Here is a 14,112-nt window from a genome sequence, read left to right as displayed (position 1 = left end):
CGCTGTCAGACGCGCAGCTGGCGGTCGCTCAACGAGGCCACCCCGGGCGGTGGCAGGCCGGCCGTCGAGGCGAGCATCGCCAGCCAGCCCCGCAGGTGCGCGCCGAAGTCGCCGGAGGTCGGCGTCCACGACGCGCGGACCTCCAGATCGGCGGTGGGGTCCGGGCCGGCCAGCTCGCCGAACCGGGTCGACGCCGTCTGCGTGACGGTGCCGCCGATCGCCGTGTAGGCCGCCGCGTGCTGGTCCAGCCCGTCGGTCAGCCAGGTCCAGGCCACCGCCGGCAGCAGCGGGTCGGAGGCCAGATCGTCCTCCAGCTCCGCCGTGATCAGGGTGACCAGCCGCAGGTCCCCGCGCCAGGCGTCGTGCCCGGCCGGGTCGTGCAGCAGGATGAGCCGGCCGCTCGCCACCTCGTCACCGGCACGGAGCACGGTGGCGCTGAGGGCGAACGCGTACGGCGCGAGCCGCTGGGGCGCGGCGATCTCCTCGAGCAGGATCTCCGGCCGCGGCGACTCCGCGCGCAACCCGGCCACGGCGCGGGTGAACGCCTCGGGGGCAGCGGAGGGGGACGCCATGGGGGCAGCCTATGCCGATCTCGCCGCCGTCCCGTGCTCGGCGCGCCGCCGGGACGATTCACTCGCGTGGCACGATGTCCCGGTGACGGTTCTCGAGGATTCCCCCTTCGTCCGGGCGTGTCGTGGTCTGCCCGTTACGCGGACGCCGGTCTGGTTCATGCGGCAGGCCGGGCGATCGCTGCCGGAGTACCGCAAGATCCGCGAGGGCGTGGGCATGCTCGAGTCCTGCCGGCGGCCGGATCTGGTCACCGAGATCACCCTGCAGCCGGTGCGCCGGTACAACGTCGACGCGGCGATCTTCTTCAGCGACATCGTGGTGCCGATCGCCGCGGCCGGCATCGATCTGGACATCGTGGCCGGCACCGGCCCGGTGGTCGCCGAGCCGATCCGGGCCGAGTCCGACCTGGCCCGGCTGCGCGAGCTGGTCCCGGCCGACGTCGACTTCGTCACCGAGGCGATCAAGCTGCTGGTCGCCGAGCTCGGCGAGACCCCCCTGATCGGCTTCGCCGGCGCGCCGTTCACGCTGGCCAGCTACCTCATCGAGGGCGGTCCCTCACGGACCTACCTCAAGACCAAGGCGATGATGTACGGGGCGCCCGACCTGTGGAACGCCCTGCTGGCCCGCCTCGCCGACATCACGCTGACGTTCCTGCGCGTCCAGGTCGACGCCGGGGTGAGCGCGGTCCAGCTGTTCGACTCGTGGGCCGGCGCGCTGTCCGAGGCCGACTACCGGCGCTACGTGATGCCGCACTCGGCCAAGGTGCTCAACGGGCTGCTCGGCGCCGGCGTCCCGCGGATCCACTTCGGTGTCGGCACCGCGGTGCTGCTGGAGGCGATGGGCGAGGCCGGCGCCGACGTGGTCGGTGTGGACTGGCGCACCCCGCTCGACGAGGCGGCCCGCCGCGTCGGCCCGGACCGCGCGGTGCAGGGCAACCTGGACCCGGCGATCCTCTTCGCCGGCTGGGAGACCGTCGAGCGGGAGACACGCCGCGTCCTGCGGCAGGGCGAGTCGGCGGCCGGGCACGTCTTCAACCTGGGCCACGGCGTCATGCCGGAGACCGACCCGGAGGTGCTGACCCGGCTGGTCGCGCTGGTGCACGAGGTTTCCGGGTCCTGAGACCCTGTCGCCCGGGCCCGGCCGGGGCCAGGATTCAGCCGGCCGGACACCGGACCGGCCGTGCGGCGTCACAGCGGCGGACCCCGGTGGGCGGCGCCGGGTGCGACCTGGGAGTGTGAAGAGCGTGCGGAAGCGGATCGCGGTCATCGGCGGCGGCATCGCGGGCCTGGCGGCGGCGGTGCGGCTGCGGGATCTCACCCCGTCCGGGACCGAGATCGTGGTGTTCGAGGGGAGCCCCGCCCTGGGTGGCAAGCTCCACACCGGTGAGCTGGGCGGCCGCCGGGTCGAGCGGGGCGCCGAGTCGTTCCTGGCCAGTGGGTCCGACGGCGCCGAGTCGGCGGCTGTCGCGTTCGCGCGGCGCCTGGGGCTGGGGGAGGCGCTGGTGCATCCGGCGGCCCGTCCTGCCGCGCTGGCGATCGGTGGCCGGCTGACGCCGATCCCGGGCGGCACCCTGGTCGGCGTGCCCGGCGACCTGTCCGCGCTGGACGGTGTGGCCCTGCCGGCGAGCGGCGCCGATGTGGACCGCGGCCGTCCGCTGCTCGCCCCGGGCGCCGACGTGGCGGTCGGTGAGCTGGTTCGCGAGCGGTACGGCGACGAGGTGGTGGACCGGCTGGTCGACCCGATGCTCGGCGGGGTGTATGCGGGACGCGCCGACCGGCTGTCCCTGCGCGTGACGATGCCGCAGCTCGCGGCCACGGCGGAGACCGAGCACACCCTGGCCGGGGCGGTCCGGGCGGCGCAGGCGCGCAGCCGGCGGGTCCCGGGGCGGCCGGTCTTCGCGGCGGTGGGCGACGGGATGAGCCGTCTGGTCGATGCCGCCGCGTCGGCGGCGGGGGCTCGTGTGGTGCTGGGGCTGCCGGTGCGCGAGCTTTCCCGTACGCCTGCGGGCCGTTGGAAGTTGATCTTTGGTTCTGCGCCGTCGCCGGGGGTGGATGAGGTGGACGCGGTGGTTCTCGCCGTTCCCGCGTCGCCCGCGGCGCGGTTGCTCGGCGACCCCGCGGTGGGGGAGCTGGCCTACGCGAGCGTCGCGCTCGCCGCGATGGCCCTGCCGGCCGGGGCCACGCTGCCGGACCTGTCCGGATTCCTGGTGCCGCCGGGCGAGGGCACCCTGGTCAAGGCGGCCACCTTCTTCACCACCAAGTGGCCGCATCTGGCGCGGGAGCCCGGCCCGGTGGTGGTGCGGGTGTCGCTGGGGCGGGCCGGCGAGGAGGATCGGCTGCAGCTCGACGACGCGTCGCTGCTGGCCGTGGCCCGGCGGGAGCTGGGTGAGCTGATCGGTGCCGAGCTGCCCGCGCCGGTGGACTCGTGGGTGCAGCGCTGGGGCGGCGGCCTCCCGCAGTATGCGCCGGGTCACGCCGACCGGGTGGCGCGGCTGCGTGCCGGGCTGCCGGAGGGGTTGGCGCTGGCCGGGGCGGCCTTCGACGGTGTCGGCATCCCGGCGTGTGTGGCCAGTGGCGAGCGTGCGGCGGACGATGTGTACAGGTTCCTGGAGGGAAACTAGATGACCGAGCAGACGAATGCTTCCCGGATCAAAGAGCTGAACGCGACGATCCGCTACACGATGTGGTCGGTCTTCCGGGTGTCGTCGCCGCTGCCGGCGCTGCGCGACGAGGTGGCCGGTGAGGTCGACGGGCTGTTCGAGCAGCTCGCGGGCAAGGATGTGACGATCCGCGGCACCTACGACGTGTCCGGCCTGCGCGCCGACGCCGACATCATGGTGTGGTGGCACTCCAGCTCGTCGGACGCGCTGCAGGACGCCTACGGGCTGTTCCGCCGCACCGCGCTGGGCCGCCACCTGGAGCCGGTCTGGTCGCAGATGGCGCTGCACCGCCCGGCCGAGTTCAACCGCAGCCACCTGCCGGCCTTCCTCGCCGGCGAGGACCCCCGCGCCTACCTGTGCGTCTACCCGTTCGTCCGCTCGTACGACTGGTATGTGCTGCCCGACGAGGAGCGGCGCGCGATGCTGGCCGAGCACGGGCAGATGGCCCGGCCGTACCCGGACGTCCGCGCCAACACGGTGGCGTCGTTCGCGCTCGGCGACTACGAGTGGATGCTCGCGTTCGAGGCCGACGAGCTGCACCGGATCGTCGACCTGATGCGTGACCTGCGGGCCTCGAAGGCGCGGCTGCACGTCCGCGAGGAGGTGCCGTTCTACACCGGCCGCCGCCGCTCGGTCACCGAACTGGTTGCGAACCTGCCCTAGTCATCGGCACGTGGGGGATTCCGTCCTCCACGTACTCCGGGCCGGTCGTCTCGAAGCCGTACCTCGCGTAGAACCCGGCGAGGTGCGCCTGGGCGTCGAGCACGGCCGGCCGGTTGCCGATGACCGACAGGGCGTGCTCCATGAGGCGTCCGGCCAGACCGGCTCCGCGGGCCTCCGGGGCGGTCACCACCCGGCCGATCCGCTCCACCCCGTGGTCGCTGAGGATCCGCAGGTAGGCCCGCACCCGCTTGCCCTGGGCGAACCAGAGATGCCGGGTTCCTGGCTCGGCGTCCCGTCCGTCCGGATCCAGGTAGGCACATTCCTGCTCCACCACGAAGACCTCGCTGCGAAGCTTGAGAATTTCGTAGAGGGTGGTGGTGTCCAGGTCGCGGAAGGACGCCACACGCAGCTCGTCATGAGGTTCGGGATGCATCGGCACAACATACGCGGCAGTGCGACGTTGTACCGGTGAAGGGAGGACTTCATGATCAAGACGAGTAAGTTGTTCGGAAGCAAGACGCGGGTGACCTTTTCCCTGCCGGCTGAGGAGCCGCCCGGGACGGTCAGCGTGGTCGGCGACTTCAACGGCTGGGAGCCGGGGAAGCACGAGCTGCAGGTGCGGCGTAACGGCACCCGGACGGTGAGCGTGCCGCTCGAGCCGGGCCACTACAAGTTCCGTTACCTGGCCACCGACGGCGTCTGGCTCGACGACGAGGATGGCAGCGAACTTCATCTATAAGTGTTTCGGCCGGGCCTCGCGGGAGATCTCCTAGAGTCATGGCTGACGTCAAACTCGCGATCATCTATTACTCGTCGACCGGCACGATCCACTCGATGGCCCAGCGGCTGAGTGAGTCGGCCGAGAAGGCCGGCGCCGAGGTGCGGCTGCGCCAGGTCACCGAACTCGCCCCGGCCGAGGCGATCGCCTCCAACGAGGCGTGGAGCCAGCACTTCGACCGGACCAAGGACGAACCGAAGGCGACCGCCGACGACGTCGTGTGGGCCGATGCCGTGCTCTTCGGGTCGCCGACCCGGTACGGCAACGTGACCAGCCAGCTCAAGCAGTTCATCGACACCCTCGGCCCGCAGTGGTCGCAGGGCCTGCTGGCGAACAAGGCGTACGCCGGGTTCACCGCCTCGATGACCGCGCACGGCGGTCAGGAGTCGACGCTGCTGGCGCTCTACAACACCATCTACCACTTCGGCGGCGTGGTGGTGGCCCCCGGATACACCGATCCGCTGAAGTTCGCCGACGGCAACCCGTACGGCGTCTCGCACGTCACCGGGGGCAACAACGACGCGCCGCTGGGTGACGCCCAGCTCGCCGCGCTGGATCACCTCGCCCGGCGCATCGTCACCATCGGGGGCAAGCTCCGCTAGTTTTACCGGCATGGCTGTCGACACCCAATACGAAGCTCTCCTGCGACGCGTCCTGGAGTCGGGCACTCCCAAGAGCGACCGCACCGGTACGGGGACGCTCAGCCTCTTCGGTGAGCGTCTCCGCTACGACCTGTCCCAGGGGTTCCCGCTGGTCACGACGAAGCGGGTGCACTTCAAGTCGCTCGCCGTGGAGCTGCTGTGGTTCCTGCGCGGCGACACCAACGTGCGGTGGCTGCGCGAGCAGGGCGTGACCATCTGGGACGAGTGGGCCGCTCCCGACGGTTCGCTGGGCCCGGTCTACGGCAAGCAGTGGCGGTCCTGGCCGACCTCGCGCGGGGAGGTGGATCAGCTCGCCGAGGTGGTCGACACCATCCGGACGAACCCCGACTCGCGGCGCATGATCGTGTCCGCCTGGAACGTCTCCGACATCCCGGACATGGCGCTGGCCCCGTGTCACGCGCTGTTCCAGTTCTACGTGGCCGACGGCAAGCTGTCCTGCCAGCTCTACCAGCGCAGCGCCGACCTCTTCCTGGGCGTGCCGTTCAACATCGCCAGTTACGCCCTGCTGACCCAGATGATCGCCGCCCACGTCGGCCTTGAGCCGGGTGACTTCATCTGGGTCGGTGGTGACGTGCACCTCTACACCAACCACCTGGAGCAGGTGCGGGAGCAGCTCACCCGCGAGCCCTACCCGTTCCCCACGCTCGAGATCAAGCCGCGGGAGAGCCTCTTCGAGCACGAGTACGAGGATTTCACCGTGGTCGGCTATCAGCACCACCCGCTGATCAAGGCGCCCGTCGCGGTATGACGATCCACATGATCTGGGCCGAGGCCCGTCATCGGGTCATCGGCGCCGGCAACACGATCCCCTGGCACGTCCCGGGGGAGCAGCGGACCTTCAAGGAGCGGACGATGGGCGCCGCGGTCGTGATGGGCCGCGCCACCTGGGAGTCGCTGCCCCGGCGGCCGCTGCCCGGCAGGGAGAACATCGTCCTCACCCGGTCGGTGGGCTGGGCGGCGCCCGGCGCGTCCGTCGCGCACTCCCTCGACGACGTGACGCTCGACGACTTCTGGGTGATGGGCGGCGGCGACGTCTACGCCGCCTTCCTGCCGCGGGCCGGCCACATCGTGCGGACCAGGATCGAACTCGACGTGGCCGGCGACGTCCATGCCCCGGACCTCGGCGACGACTGGGTCGTCACCGGGTCCAGCGGGACGATCACCGCGGAGAACGGTGTCTCCTACGTGATCGAGGATCTCAGGCGGCGGGATCCAGCCTGATCGACAGGCTGTTCACACAGTGCCGGGTGTTCTTCGGGGTGAAGCCCTCGCCCCGGAACACATGGCCCAGGTGTGAGTCGCAGTTGGCGCACCGGATCTCGGTGCGGACCATCCCGAGGCTGCGGTCCTCGATCTCCCGGACCGCGCCGGGGATGGCGTCGTCGTAGGACGGCCAGCCGCAGTGGCTGTCGAACTTGCTGCCGCTCTCATACAGCGCCGCGCCACAGGCCCGGCAGTTGTAGACGCCCTCGGTCTTTGTCTCCACGTACTCACCACTCCAGGGCGGCTCCGTGCCGGCCTCGCGGAGCACGTAGAACTCCTCCGGGGACAGGCGGATGCGCCACTCGTCCTGAGTGGTAGGCAGATCGGTCGTCATGCCGTCAACCGTACGTCGCACCCCCGGTCCGCCAGGAGTGATGTTCACCCGGAGTTGACCGGTCATGGAAGGTGCCTCCCCCGCGACGTTCCGGCCGACCTGGCAGCAGGGCCTCGGCCACGGTCTCTACCTCGGTGTCCTCGGCGCCGTGGCGAGTGTCACGACGGGGGTGATGACGGCCCTCCTGTGGTCCGGCCCGCCGGGCTGGACGTGGGCGGCGCTGATCGTGGCGCCCCTGCTGGTGGGGGCGGTCGCCGGTCTGCTGGCCGGGCGCCGTACCGGGGTCGAGGTGGGTGACCGCGGGATCCGTACCTCCTCGGTCTTCGAGGAAGGGCTCGCCCCCTGGAGCCGCGTCGTGGACCTGCGGGCCGAACGTCGCGGGCGTCGCACGGTGGTCTCCGTCTATCTCGACTCGGGCGCCAGCGTGCAGCTGCACGCCCCGTACAGCGGGGGACTCTTCGCTGCGGACCCCCAGTTCGAGCTCAAGGTGTGCGCTCTGTCCCATTTATGGCGTAGTCACCGTTTCGGTGGTCTTCCGGGCTGAAGACCCGCCGGGGGGTGTTTCCGGGTAAAACGGGCAATTACCGTTAAGCTCCCGTGCGACCATGGATCGTACCTTCCGCAACAGAACGGATACTCCTCATGAGCTTCTCGAGCCGTCCGGCCGCTGGACTAGCCACGGTCGGCGCCACTGTTCTTGCTGCTCTGGCTCTCGGTGGGGCCCCGGCCATGGCGACCGACGTCGTGCAGAAGGCCGGCCACGCGATCCTGACACCGAGCCCCGATCCCGCCGACCAGCGGGGCAACCCGGGCTACGGCGGCACCGTCCAGCAGGTGCCCGGCACGCCCGGGGTCACCACCGCGCCGGCGGTCGCCTCGACCACGCCGGCCCCCGCCGGGACCGTCCGGACGATCACCACCGCGCCGACCACCCCGGCCCGCGGCCACAGCGGCTACGCGTCCACGCCGCCGACCACACCGCCGGCCATGTCGCCGTCCCCGTCCGTGTCGGAGAGCCTGCCGACCGGCACCGTCAAGAGCAGCCCGGGCACCGGCCTGCAGTCGGCGAACGCCCAGCCGCGGCCCTCCGCCAGCGCCGCCAACCAGGGCGTCAGCGTGGGCCGGAACCTCCCGGTCACCGGCGCCCCCCTCACCGGCACCCTGACCGTCGGCGGCATGCTGGTGGCCGGCGGCGCCACCGCGCTCTGGTACACCCGTCGCCGCCGCAGCGCCTGACGATCGTGCGCGGCCGTCCGGTTCGCCGGGCGGCCCGCACCGCCTCTTGGCCGTAGGCTCGGGGCATGCCGAAAGCCGCCGCTGAAGAGCATCAGATCGCCGGGCACACCGTGCGCCTGAGCAGCCCGGACAAGATCGTCTTCCCGGGCCGGGGATTCACCAAGCGCGACGTCTTCGAGTATTACCTGGCGGTCGGCGACGGCATCCTGCGGGCGCTGCGCGACCGTCCCACCACCCTGCAGCGCTTCCCCGACGGCATCGAGGGCGAGGCGTTCTACCAGAAACGCATCCCGGCCCGCGGCGTCCCCGACTGGATCAGAACCGCGAAGATCAAGTTCCCCAGCATGCGTACGGCCGACGAGCTCAGCCCGGCCGACCTGGCCCACGTCGCCTGGGCCGCCCAGATGGGCACCGTGGTCTTCCACCCCTGGCCGGTGCGTGCCGACGCCCCCGACGAGCCCGACGAGCTGCGCATCGACCTCGACCCGCAGCCCGGCACCGGTTTCGCCGACGTGATCGCCACGGCCGGCGTGGTCCGTGAGGTCCTGGCCGACCTCGGCTGGACCGGCTATCCGAAGACCTCCGGCGGCCGCGGCGTGCACATCTACGTGCGGATCGCCCCGCGCTGGTCGTTCGTGGACGTGCGGCGCGCCGCGATCGCCCTGGCCCGCGAGGTGGAGCGCCGCAACCCGGCCGGCATCACCACCGCGTGGTGGAAGGAGGAGCGCGGCGAACGGGTCTTCCTCGACTACAACCAGATGGCCCGCGACCGGACCATCGCCTGCGCCTACTCCCTCCGGGCCAACGCCCGGGCCACCGTCTCCGCCCCGGTCACCTGGGCGGAGCTGGCGTCCGCCGAGCCCGACGACTTCGACCTGCGCACCATGCCGCCCCGCTTCGCCGAGGTGGGCGATCCGCACGCCGCCATCGACGAGGTCGCCCACGACCTCACCCCCCTGCTGGAGTGGGTCGAGCGGGACGAACACGCCGGCCTGGGCGACCTGCCCTACCCGCCGGACCACCCGAAGATGCCGGGCGAGCCGCCGAGGGTCCAGCCGAGCAAGATCAACCGAGCCAACTGGGCGACCCCCGAGTAGCCGCCCCCGGCGGCCGGAGCCCGTGGCGAACGACCGGGACGCCCGGCTCACAGCAGGATCTTCATGCCCTCGTGGGAGGCCTCGAAGCCGAGCGCGGCGTAGAAGCGGTGCGCGTCGGTGCGCCGCTTGTCGGTGGTGAGCTGGGCGATGGCGCAGCCGCGCTCGCGGGCCCGGTCGAGGGTCCAGCGGATCAGGTCGCCGCCGAGGCCCTGGCCGCGCCGGGCCGTGTGGATGCGGACGGCCTCGATCAGCATCCGCTCGGCGCCGCCGCGGCTCAGGCCCGGGATGAAGGTGAGCTGGCAGGTGCCGATCACCTCGTCGCCGTCGAGGGCCACGATCAGCTCGTTGCGGTCGTCGGCGTCGATCGCCTCGAAGGCCGCCCACACGGCTGCGTCCACCTCCTCGGCGACGATCCCGAAACCACGGGTGCGGCTGATGTCGTCATCGGCGAGGAGGTGGAGGACGGCGGGGACGTCGGCACGGGTGGCGATCCGGATCTGCATGATCGAAAGCTTGTCACGGGCTGTCATGACGCCTTCACGTCGGGCACGATGACGTGATGGACGCGCTGCTCCGGGTGCCCCGCATGCTGTACCGCGCCGTCGTCTGGCTGGCCAACTCGCCGCGCACGCTGCTGATCGCGTACTCGATTCTGATCGTCGTCTGCGGCACCCTCTACAACCGGTTCGAGGACGGCACGTCCTTCGGTGACTCGATCTGGTGGGCCGTGGTCACCGCGTCCACCGTGGGCTACGGCGACATCTCGCCCCAGTCGTGGCAGGCCCGGGTGCTGGCCGGGATCCTCATCTCGGTCATGGTGCTGCTGGTGATCCCGCTGATCACCGCGCACTTCTCCAGCAAGCTCATCGTGAACAACGACGCCTTCCGCCACGAGGAGCAGGAGGAGCTCAAGGAGAACCTGCGGGTCGCCCGGGCGCTGCTGGAGCAGATGGCGGCCCGTCAGGGCATCACTTCGGAGGGCAGCGCAGACCCTCCTGCGGGACTTTCAGATCGATGAGGTACGCGTCGACGGCGGCCCGGATGCAGGCGGTCGACGGGTAGGCGGTGTGGCCCTCGCCCTCCCACGTCAGCACGTGCCCGACGCCCAGCATGTTCGCCAGGTCGGCGGTGTTCTCGTACGGCGTGGCCGGGTCACCGGTGGTGCCCACCACCACGATCGGCGGGGCGCCCTCGGCCTTGCCCACCGGGTACGGGTCGCGCTGCCCGCCCCAGTACGTGCACGGCAGCATCCCGATCGCCAGCGGCGCGCCGAACAGCGGGTACTTCGTCCGCCACTCGCCCTGCAGCTTGCGGACCTCCGCCTCGGTCGGTGCCTTGTCGGTGTCCGCGCAGTTCACCGCCAGGTTGGCGTCGAACAGGTTGGAGTACCGCCCGTTCGGATCGCGTTCGGCATACTGATCGGCCAGTTCGAAGACGCCCTCGGCGTCGCCGGCCGCGAGACTGTCGATCGCGTCGGCCAGGCTGGTCCAGCCGGTCTCGGTGTAGAGCGACGAGATCACGCTCAGGAAGATCCAGCCGGGTGTCGCCTCCCGCCCGTCCGAGCCGCGGACCGGTGAGTTCTCCGCCTTCGCCATCGCGTCGGTCACCGCGCCCCGGGCGTCCGGCGCGATCGGGCACTTCGTCGCGTTCTGCGTGCACCAGTTGGTGAAGTTGGTGAACGCCCGCTCGAAGCCCTTCGCCTGCTGCTCCGAGCCGGACACGTAGCTCTCCGTCGGGTCGACCGCGCCGTCCAGCACCAGCGCCCGCACGTTCTTCGGGAACAGCTGCGCATACGTCGCCCCGAGCAGCGTCCCGTAGGAGAAGCCGAGGTACGTCAGTTTCTCGTCGCCGACCGCGGCCCGCAGCGCGTCCAGGTCACGCGCCGCCTGCTCGGTGGAGTAGGTGCGCAGGCTCGGGCCGTACTCCTTGGCGCAGCCGTCGGCGATCTTCTTGTTCAGCGCCGCGATCTGGTCGAACGCGGCCTGGTCGACCGGGTCCGGCTCGGCGGCGAAGCTGGCGTCCTGATCGGTCGCGGAGATGCACTTCACCGGGTCGGACTCGCCGACCCCGCGCGGGTCGAAGCCGATGATGTCGAACCGGTCGGTGACCTCGGTGGGCAGACCGCCCAGCGCCTGGCCGAACGACAGGTAGACCGCCACGTCGATGCCGGAGCCGCCGGGGCCGCCCGGGTTGAGCAGCAGCGAGCCGATCCGGTCGCGCTGCCGCTCCGACCGGATGCGGATCATGTCGATGCCGTAGGTCTCGCCGGCCACCGGGGCCGCCCAGTCCTTCGGCACCGGCACCGTGGCGCACTCGTAGGTCATCCCCGTCGCGGTCCGGTTGACCAGCTTGCGGGGCACCTCGGGGCACGGCCGCCATCGGGTCGCCGCACTGGAGGCGGACGGCGCGGCGGCGCTCTCGGTGCCACGGCGCGCCGGCTCGTCCGAGCCCTCCGGGGCGAACGACGGCAGGGTGCACCCCGCCGTCAGGACCAGCACGGACAGGACGGCGACGGCCAGGCGTGAGCGACGATCCACGCGACAAACCCTAGCCGGTCCACGGCGGCGGGCCCGTCAGCGGCTTGTCAGCACCTCGGCCAGGTCGAACCGCACCGGTCGCTCCAATTGCTCATATGTGCAGGTCAGCGGGTCGCGGTCGGGACGCCACCGCTCGAACTGGGCGGTGTGCCGAAACCGGATTCCCTCCATGTAGTCATAGCGGACCTCCACCACCCGTTCGGGGCGCAACGGAGTGAACGACAGGTCCTTGCCCGCGTTCCACCTGCTCACCTCGTTCTTCCGAGGGGTCCGCTCGCCCTGCTCGTGCGCCGCCCAGTTCCACGGGTGTCCCTCGAACGTGGTGACCAGCGGTTGCAGCTCCTGGAACAGCTCCTCCCGGACCTTCATCGGGAACGAGCCGATCACCCCGACGCTCACCAGGACGCCGCGCTCGTCGTGCAGGCCCAGCAGCAGCGAGCCGATCCGGTCGTCCGCCGACTTGTGCACCCGGTAGCCGGCCACCACACAGTCCGCGGTGCGCTTGTGCTTGATCTTCGACATCACCCGCTTGTCCGGCTGATAGGTGAGGTCGCGGGACTTCGCGATCAGGCCGTCCAGCCCGGCGCCCTCGAACTCGGCGAACCAGCGGCGGGCCGTCTCCAGATCGTCGGTCGCCGGAGTCACGTACACCGGCGGCTTCGCGTCCTTGAGGGCCTCCCGCAGCCTCTCGCGCCGCTCCTGGAACGGCAGCTCGGTCAGATCCTCGTCGCCGAGCGCGAGCAGATCGAACGCCACGAAACCGGCCGGGGTCTGCTCGGAGAGCAGCTTCACGCGGCTCGCCGCCGGGTGGATGCGCTGCTGCAGAGCCTCGAAGTCCAGGGTGTTCCGCCCGGTGTCGGCGACGATCACCTCGCCGTCGATCACCGCGCGCTCCGGGAAGTTGGCCAGGATCGCCTCGACCACCTCGGGGAAGTAACGGGTCATCGGCTTCTCGTTGCGGCTGCCGATCTCCACCTCGTCACCGTCCCGGAAGACGATCGACCGGAATCCATCCCATTTGGGCTCGTAGACCTGGCCGGGCGGGATGTCCGCGACGGGTTTCGCGAGCATCGGCTTGACCGGCGGGTTCAGCGGGAGCTGCATGCGATCAGTGTGCCCCGCCCGGCGCCGGCACGGGGGCCCGTCCACGATCGAATCCGGAACCGGCGCGGCCCGGAGGTCAGCGGACCAGCAGGCTCACCAGCCGGTCCAGCTCGGTGGACGGGTCGGCGGTCAGGCCCATGTGGACCGGGCCGGCCCGCAGGATCGTGCTGCGCGGGGCCACCAGCCAGCGGAAGCGCTCGCCGAGGCGCATCTGCTCGGAGGCCCCGCCGCCCGTGCACGTCCGCTCCCACGCCTCCAGCGCCGTCCGGATGCCCGCCACGTCGGCCGCCGGGTCCAGCGCCCGCAGCCGGGACTCCGCCAGATGTGTCCGCGCGGACAGGAAGTCGTGCCGCTGGCTGTAGAGCAGCACCCCGACGTTGATCAGCTCGCCGCGCTCGATCCGGGGCACCGCCTGGATGATCGCGTACTCGTAGGGGGTGAGTTTCGTCGTCACGGCAGCCACGCTTCCGGCCGGGCCGCGCGCTGCGACAGGTGGTTCAGGTACGCCTCCCGGTCGCCGTCCTCCAGCCACTCCTCCGGGACCAGGGCGATCACCTCGGCCAGCAGCTCCGGGGTGATCCGCCCGGCCAGGGCCGGACCCTCGGCGGCGAGCTCCGTGGCGTACGGCTTCAGCACGTGATCGTCCCAGCGGTACGGCCGATGGACGACACTCTCCGCGCGGGGCCAGTTGTGGTGGAAGTAGAGCGTCGCGCCGTGGTCGATCAGCCACAGGCCACCGTGCCACATCAGCAGGTTCGGGTTGCGCCAGCTGCGGTCCACGTTCTCCACGAAGGCGTCGAACACGAGCACCCGGCTGGCCAGTCCCGGCTCGACGGGGTGGGCCACCGGGTCGTACCCGAGCGCGCCCGGCAGGAAGTCCATCCCGAGGTTGCCCCCGGCGCTGGCCTTGATCAGCTCCTGGACCTCCTCGTCCGGCTCGGCGCGCGCCACCACCGGATCCAGCTCCACCCGGGCCAGATCCGGCACCGGCAGGCCGAGCCGCCGGGCCAGCTCGCCGGCGATCACCTCGGCGACCAGCGCCCGCGGCCCCTGGCCGGCCCCGCGGAACTTCACCACATAGGTGCCGAGATCGTCGGCCTCCACCACCCCCGGCAGCGACCCACCCTCCCGCAACGGCGTGACATACCGGATCGCTGTGACCTCACGAAGCACGCCGACCACCCTACGGGTGACGGCCGGTGCGGCTTC

At 71.4% G+C, this 14,112-nt stretch carries 19 protein-coding genes; 11 read left to right on the top strand and 8 right to left on the bottom strand.

The window, feature by feature from the left end:
• Positions 1 to 5: 5 nt before the first annotated feature.
• The gene (locus BM290_RS32690) at positions 6 to 572 is read right to left on the bottom strand and encodes a DUF3000 domain-containing protein (RefSeq protein ID WP_093619786.1); all 567 of its coding nucleotides are present in this window, start codon (positions 570 to 572) and stop codon (positions 6 to 8) included.
• A gap of 82 nt (positions 573 to 654) precedes the next feature.
• Here BM290_RS32690 and hemE point away from each other — a divergent pair, with 82 nt between their 5' ends.
• From hemE to hemQ, 3 genes are all read left to right on the top strand, one after another.
• Positions 655 to 1,689 carry a uroporphyrinogen decarboxylase gene (gene hemE, locus BM290_RS32685; protein ID WP_239143835.1) on the top strand — a complete coding sequence of 345 codons (1,035 nt, stop codon included), beginning with the start codon at positions 655 to 657 and terminating at the stop codon, positions 1,687 to 1,689.
• A 115-nt stretch (positions 1,690 to 1,804) separates the two neighbouring features.
• Positions 1,805 to 3,190, top strand: coding sequence for a protoporphyrinogen oxidase (gene hemG / locus BM290_RS32680; RefSeq protein WP_093619784.1), 1,386 nt, complete (start codon positions 1,805 to 1,807; stop codon positions 3,188 to 3,190).
• The gene (gene hemQ, locus BM290_RS32675; RefSeq protein ID WP_093619783.1) at positions 3,191 to 3,892 is read left to right on the top strand and encodes a hydrogen peroxide-dependent heme synthase; all 702 of its coding nucleotides are present in this window, start codon (positions 3,191 to 3,193) and stop codon (positions 3,890 to 3,892) included.
• Here hemQ and BM290_RS32670 read toward each other — a convergent pair.
• A complete protein-coding gene (locus BM290_RS32670) occupies positions 3,864 to 4,325 on the bottom strand; it encodes a GNAT family N-acetyltransferase (protein WP_093619972.1) in 462 nt (153 codons plus the stop codon). The genes hemQ and BM290_RS32670 overlap by 29 nt on opposite strands.
• 51 nt (positions 4,326 to 4,376) lie before the next feature.
• Here BM290_RS32670 and BM290_RS32665 point away from each other — a divergent pair, with 51 nt between their 5' ends.
• The 4 genes from BM290_RS32665 to BM290_RS32650 are packed head-to-tail and all read left to right on the top strand — an operon-like array spanning position 4,377 to position 6,553.
• Positions 4,377 to 4,631 carry an isoamylase early set domain-containing protein gene (locus tag BM290_RS32665; protein WP_093619782.1) on the top strand — a complete coding sequence of 85 codons (255 nt, stop codon included), beginning with the start codon at positions 4,377 to 4,379 and terminating at the stop codon, positions 4,629 to 4,631.
• A gap of 38 nt (positions 4,632 to 4,669) precedes the next feature.
• On the top strand, positions 4,670 to 5,272 hold the full coding sequence (gene wrbA, locus BM290_RS32660) for an NAD(P)H:quinone oxidoreductase (RefSeq protein ID WP_093619781.1): 603 nt from the start codon (positions 4,670 to 4,672) through the stop codon (positions 5,270 to 5,272).
• Between the two features lie 10 nt (positions 5,273 to 5,282).
• A complete protein-coding gene (locus tag BM290_RS32655) occupies positions 5,283 to 6,080 on the top strand; it encodes a thymidylate synthase (RefSeq protein ID WP_093619780.1) in 798 nt (265 codons plus the stop codon).
• Positions 6,077 to 6,553 carry a dihydrofolate reductase gene (locus BM290_RS32650; RefSeq protein WP_093619779.1) on the top strand — a complete coding sequence of 159 codons (477 nt, stop codon included), beginning with the start codon at positions 6,077 to 6,079 and terminating at the stop codon, positions 6,551 to 6,553. Before BM290_RS32655 ends, BM290_RS32650 begins: the two co-directional genes overlap by 4 nt.
• Here BM290_RS32650 and msrB read toward each other — a convergent pair.
• A complete protein-coding gene (gene msrB, locus BM290_RS32645; RefSeq protein WP_093619778.1) occupies positions 6,531 to 6,929 on the bottom strand; it encodes a peptide-methionine (R)-S-oxide reductase MsrB in 399 nt (132 codons plus the stop codon). The two genes, BM290_RS32650 and msrB, sit on opposite strands and share 23 nt — an antisense overlap.
• Positions 6,930 to 6,993: 64 nt before the next feature.
• On the opposite strand from msrB, the gene BM290_RS32640 reads away from it, so the two are divergent.
• The 3 genes from BM290_RS32640 to ligD all read left to right on the top strand — a co-directional run bounded on the left by BM290_RS32640 (position 6,994) and on the right by ligD (position 9,262).
• Positions 6,994 to 7,473, top strand: a complete 480-nt coding sequence (locus tag BM290_RS32640) for a hypothetical protein (protein WP_093619777.1) — start codon at positions 6,994 to 6,996, stop codon at positions 7,471 to 7,473.
• A gap of 98 nt (positions 7,474 to 7,571) precedes the next feature.
• A complete protein-coding gene (locus tag BM290_RS32635) occupies positions 7,572 to 8,165 on the top strand; it encodes a hypothetical protein (protein WP_143134021.1) in 594 nt (197 codons plus the stop codon).
• A 65-nt stretch (positions 8,166 to 8,230) separates the two neighbouring features.
• A complete protein-coding gene (gene ligD / locus BM290_RS32630; protein ID WP_093619775.1) occupies positions 8,231 to 9,262 on the top strand; it encodes a non-homologous end-joining DNA ligase in 1,032 nt (343 codons plus the stop codon).
• Positions 9,263 to 9,309: 47 nt separating this feature from the next.
• Here the strand turns inward: ligD and BM290_RS32625 are convergent, their stop codons facing one another.
• Entirely contained in the window at positions 9,310 to 9,765 is a 456-nt protein-coding gene (locus BM290_RS32625) for a GNAT family N-acetyltransferase (protein WP_093619971.1), read from the bottom strand.
• A 56-nt stretch (positions 9,766 to 9,821) separates the two neighbouring features.
• On the opposite strand from BM290_RS32625, the gene BM290_RS32620 reads away from it, so the two are divergent.
• Positions 9,822 to 10,280 (top strand): potassium channel family protein, encoded by a 459-nt coding sequence (locus BM290_RS32620; RefSeq protein ID WP_093619774.1) that lies wholly within the window; start codon positions 9,822 to 9,824, stop codon positions 10,278 to 10,280.
• On the opposite strand, the gene BM290_RS32615 is transcribed toward BM290_RS32620, so the two are convergent.
• The 4 genes from BM290_RS32615 to BM290_RS32600 form a co-directional block, all read right to left on the bottom strand.
• Positions 10,231 to 11,799, bottom strand: coding sequence for an alpha/beta hydrolase (locus BM290_RS32615; protein ID WP_093619773.1), 1,569 nt, complete (start codon positions 11,797 to 11,799; stop codon positions 10,231 to 10,233). The genes BM290_RS32620 and BM290_RS32615 overlap by 50 nt on opposite strands.
• Before the next feature lie 36 nt (positions 11,800 to 11,835).
• On the bottom strand, positions 11,836 to 12,903 hold the full coding sequence (locus tag BM290_RS32610; RefSeq protein WP_093619772.1) for an ATP-dependent DNA ligase: 1,068 nt from the start codon (positions 12,901 to 12,903) through the stop codon (positions 11,836 to 11,838).
• 76 nt (positions 12,904 to 12,979) lie between these two features.
• Entirely contained in the window at positions 12,980 to 13,357 is a 378-nt protein-coding gene (locus tag BM290_RS32605) for a DUF3037 domain-containing protein (RefSeq protein WP_177319991.1), read from the bottom strand.
• Positions 13,354 to 14,076 (bottom strand): HipA family kinase, encoded by a 723-nt coding sequence (locus BM290_RS32600; RefSeq protein ID WP_093619970.1) that lies wholly within the window; start codon positions 14,074 to 14,076, stop codon positions 13,354 to 13,356. The genes BM290_RS32605 and BM290_RS32600 overlap by 4 nt, the downstream gene beginning before the upstream one ends.
• Positions 14,077 to 14,112 lie beyond the last annotated feature (36 nt).

Origin of the sequence: Actinoplanes philippinensis (assembly GCF_900113015.1) — a bacterium.
Lineage (GTDB): Bacteria > Actinomycetota > Actinomycetes > Mycobacteriales > Micromonosporaceae > Actinoplanes > Actinoplanes philippinensis.
Note: the sequence above shows the minus strand (reverse complement) of the source record. Positions and strands in the feature narration are given on the sequence as shown.

Coding starts and splice junctions, on each gene's coding strand:
- BM290_RS32690 (WP_093619786.1), bottom strand. CDS start 572: ATGGCGTCCCCCTCCGCTGCCCCCGAGGCGTTCACCCGCGCCGTGGCC.
- hemQ (WP_093619783.1), top strand. CDS start 3,191: ATGACCGAGCAGACGAATGCTTCCCGGATCAAAGAGCTGAACGCGACG.
- BM290_RS32670 (WP_093619972.1), bottom strand. CDS start 4,325: ATGCATCCCGAACCTCATGACGAGCTGCGTGTGGCGTCCTTCCGCGAC.
- BM290_RS32665 (WP_093619782.1), top strand. CDS start 4,377: ATGATCAAGACGAGTAAGTTGTTCGGAAGCAAGACGCGGGTGACCTTT.
- wrbA (WP_093619781.1), top strand. CDS start 4,670: ATGGCTGACGTCAAACTCGCGATCATCTATTACTCGTCGACCGGCACG.
- BM290_RS32655 (WP_093619780.1), top strand. CDS start 5,283: ATGGCTGTCGACACCCAATACGAAGCTCTCCTGCGACGCGTCCTGGAG.
- BM290_RS32650 (WP_093619779.1), top strand. CDS start 6,077: ATGACGATCCACATGATCTGGGCCGAGGCCCGTCATCGGGTCATCGGC.
- msrB (WP_093619778.1), bottom strand. CDS start 6,929: ATGACGACCGATCTGCCTACCACTCAGGACGAGTGGCGCATCCGCCTG.
- BM290_RS32640 (WP_093619777.1), top strand. CDS start 6,994: ATGGAAGGTGCCTCCCCCGCGACGTTCCGGCCGACCTGGCAGCAGGGC.
- BM290_RS32635 (WP_143134021.1), top strand. CDS start 7,572: ATGAGCTTCTCGAGCCGTCCGGCCGCTGGACTAGCCACGGTCGGCGCC.
- ligD (WP_093619775.1), top strand. CDS start 8,231: ATGCCGAAAGCCGCCGCTGAAGAGCATCAGATCGCCGGGCACACCGTG.
- BM290_RS32625 (WP_093619971.1), bottom strand. CDS start 9,765: ATGCAGATCCGGATCGCCACCCGTGCCGACGTCCCCGCCGTCCTCCAC.
- BM290_RS32620 (WP_093619774.1), top strand. CDS start 9,822: ATGGACGCGCTGCTCCGGGTGCCCCGCATGCTGTACCGCGCCGTCGTC.
- BM290_RS32610 (WP_093619772.1), bottom strand. CDS start 12,903: ATGCAGCTCCCGCTGAACCCGCCGGTCAAGCCGATGCTCGCGAAACCC.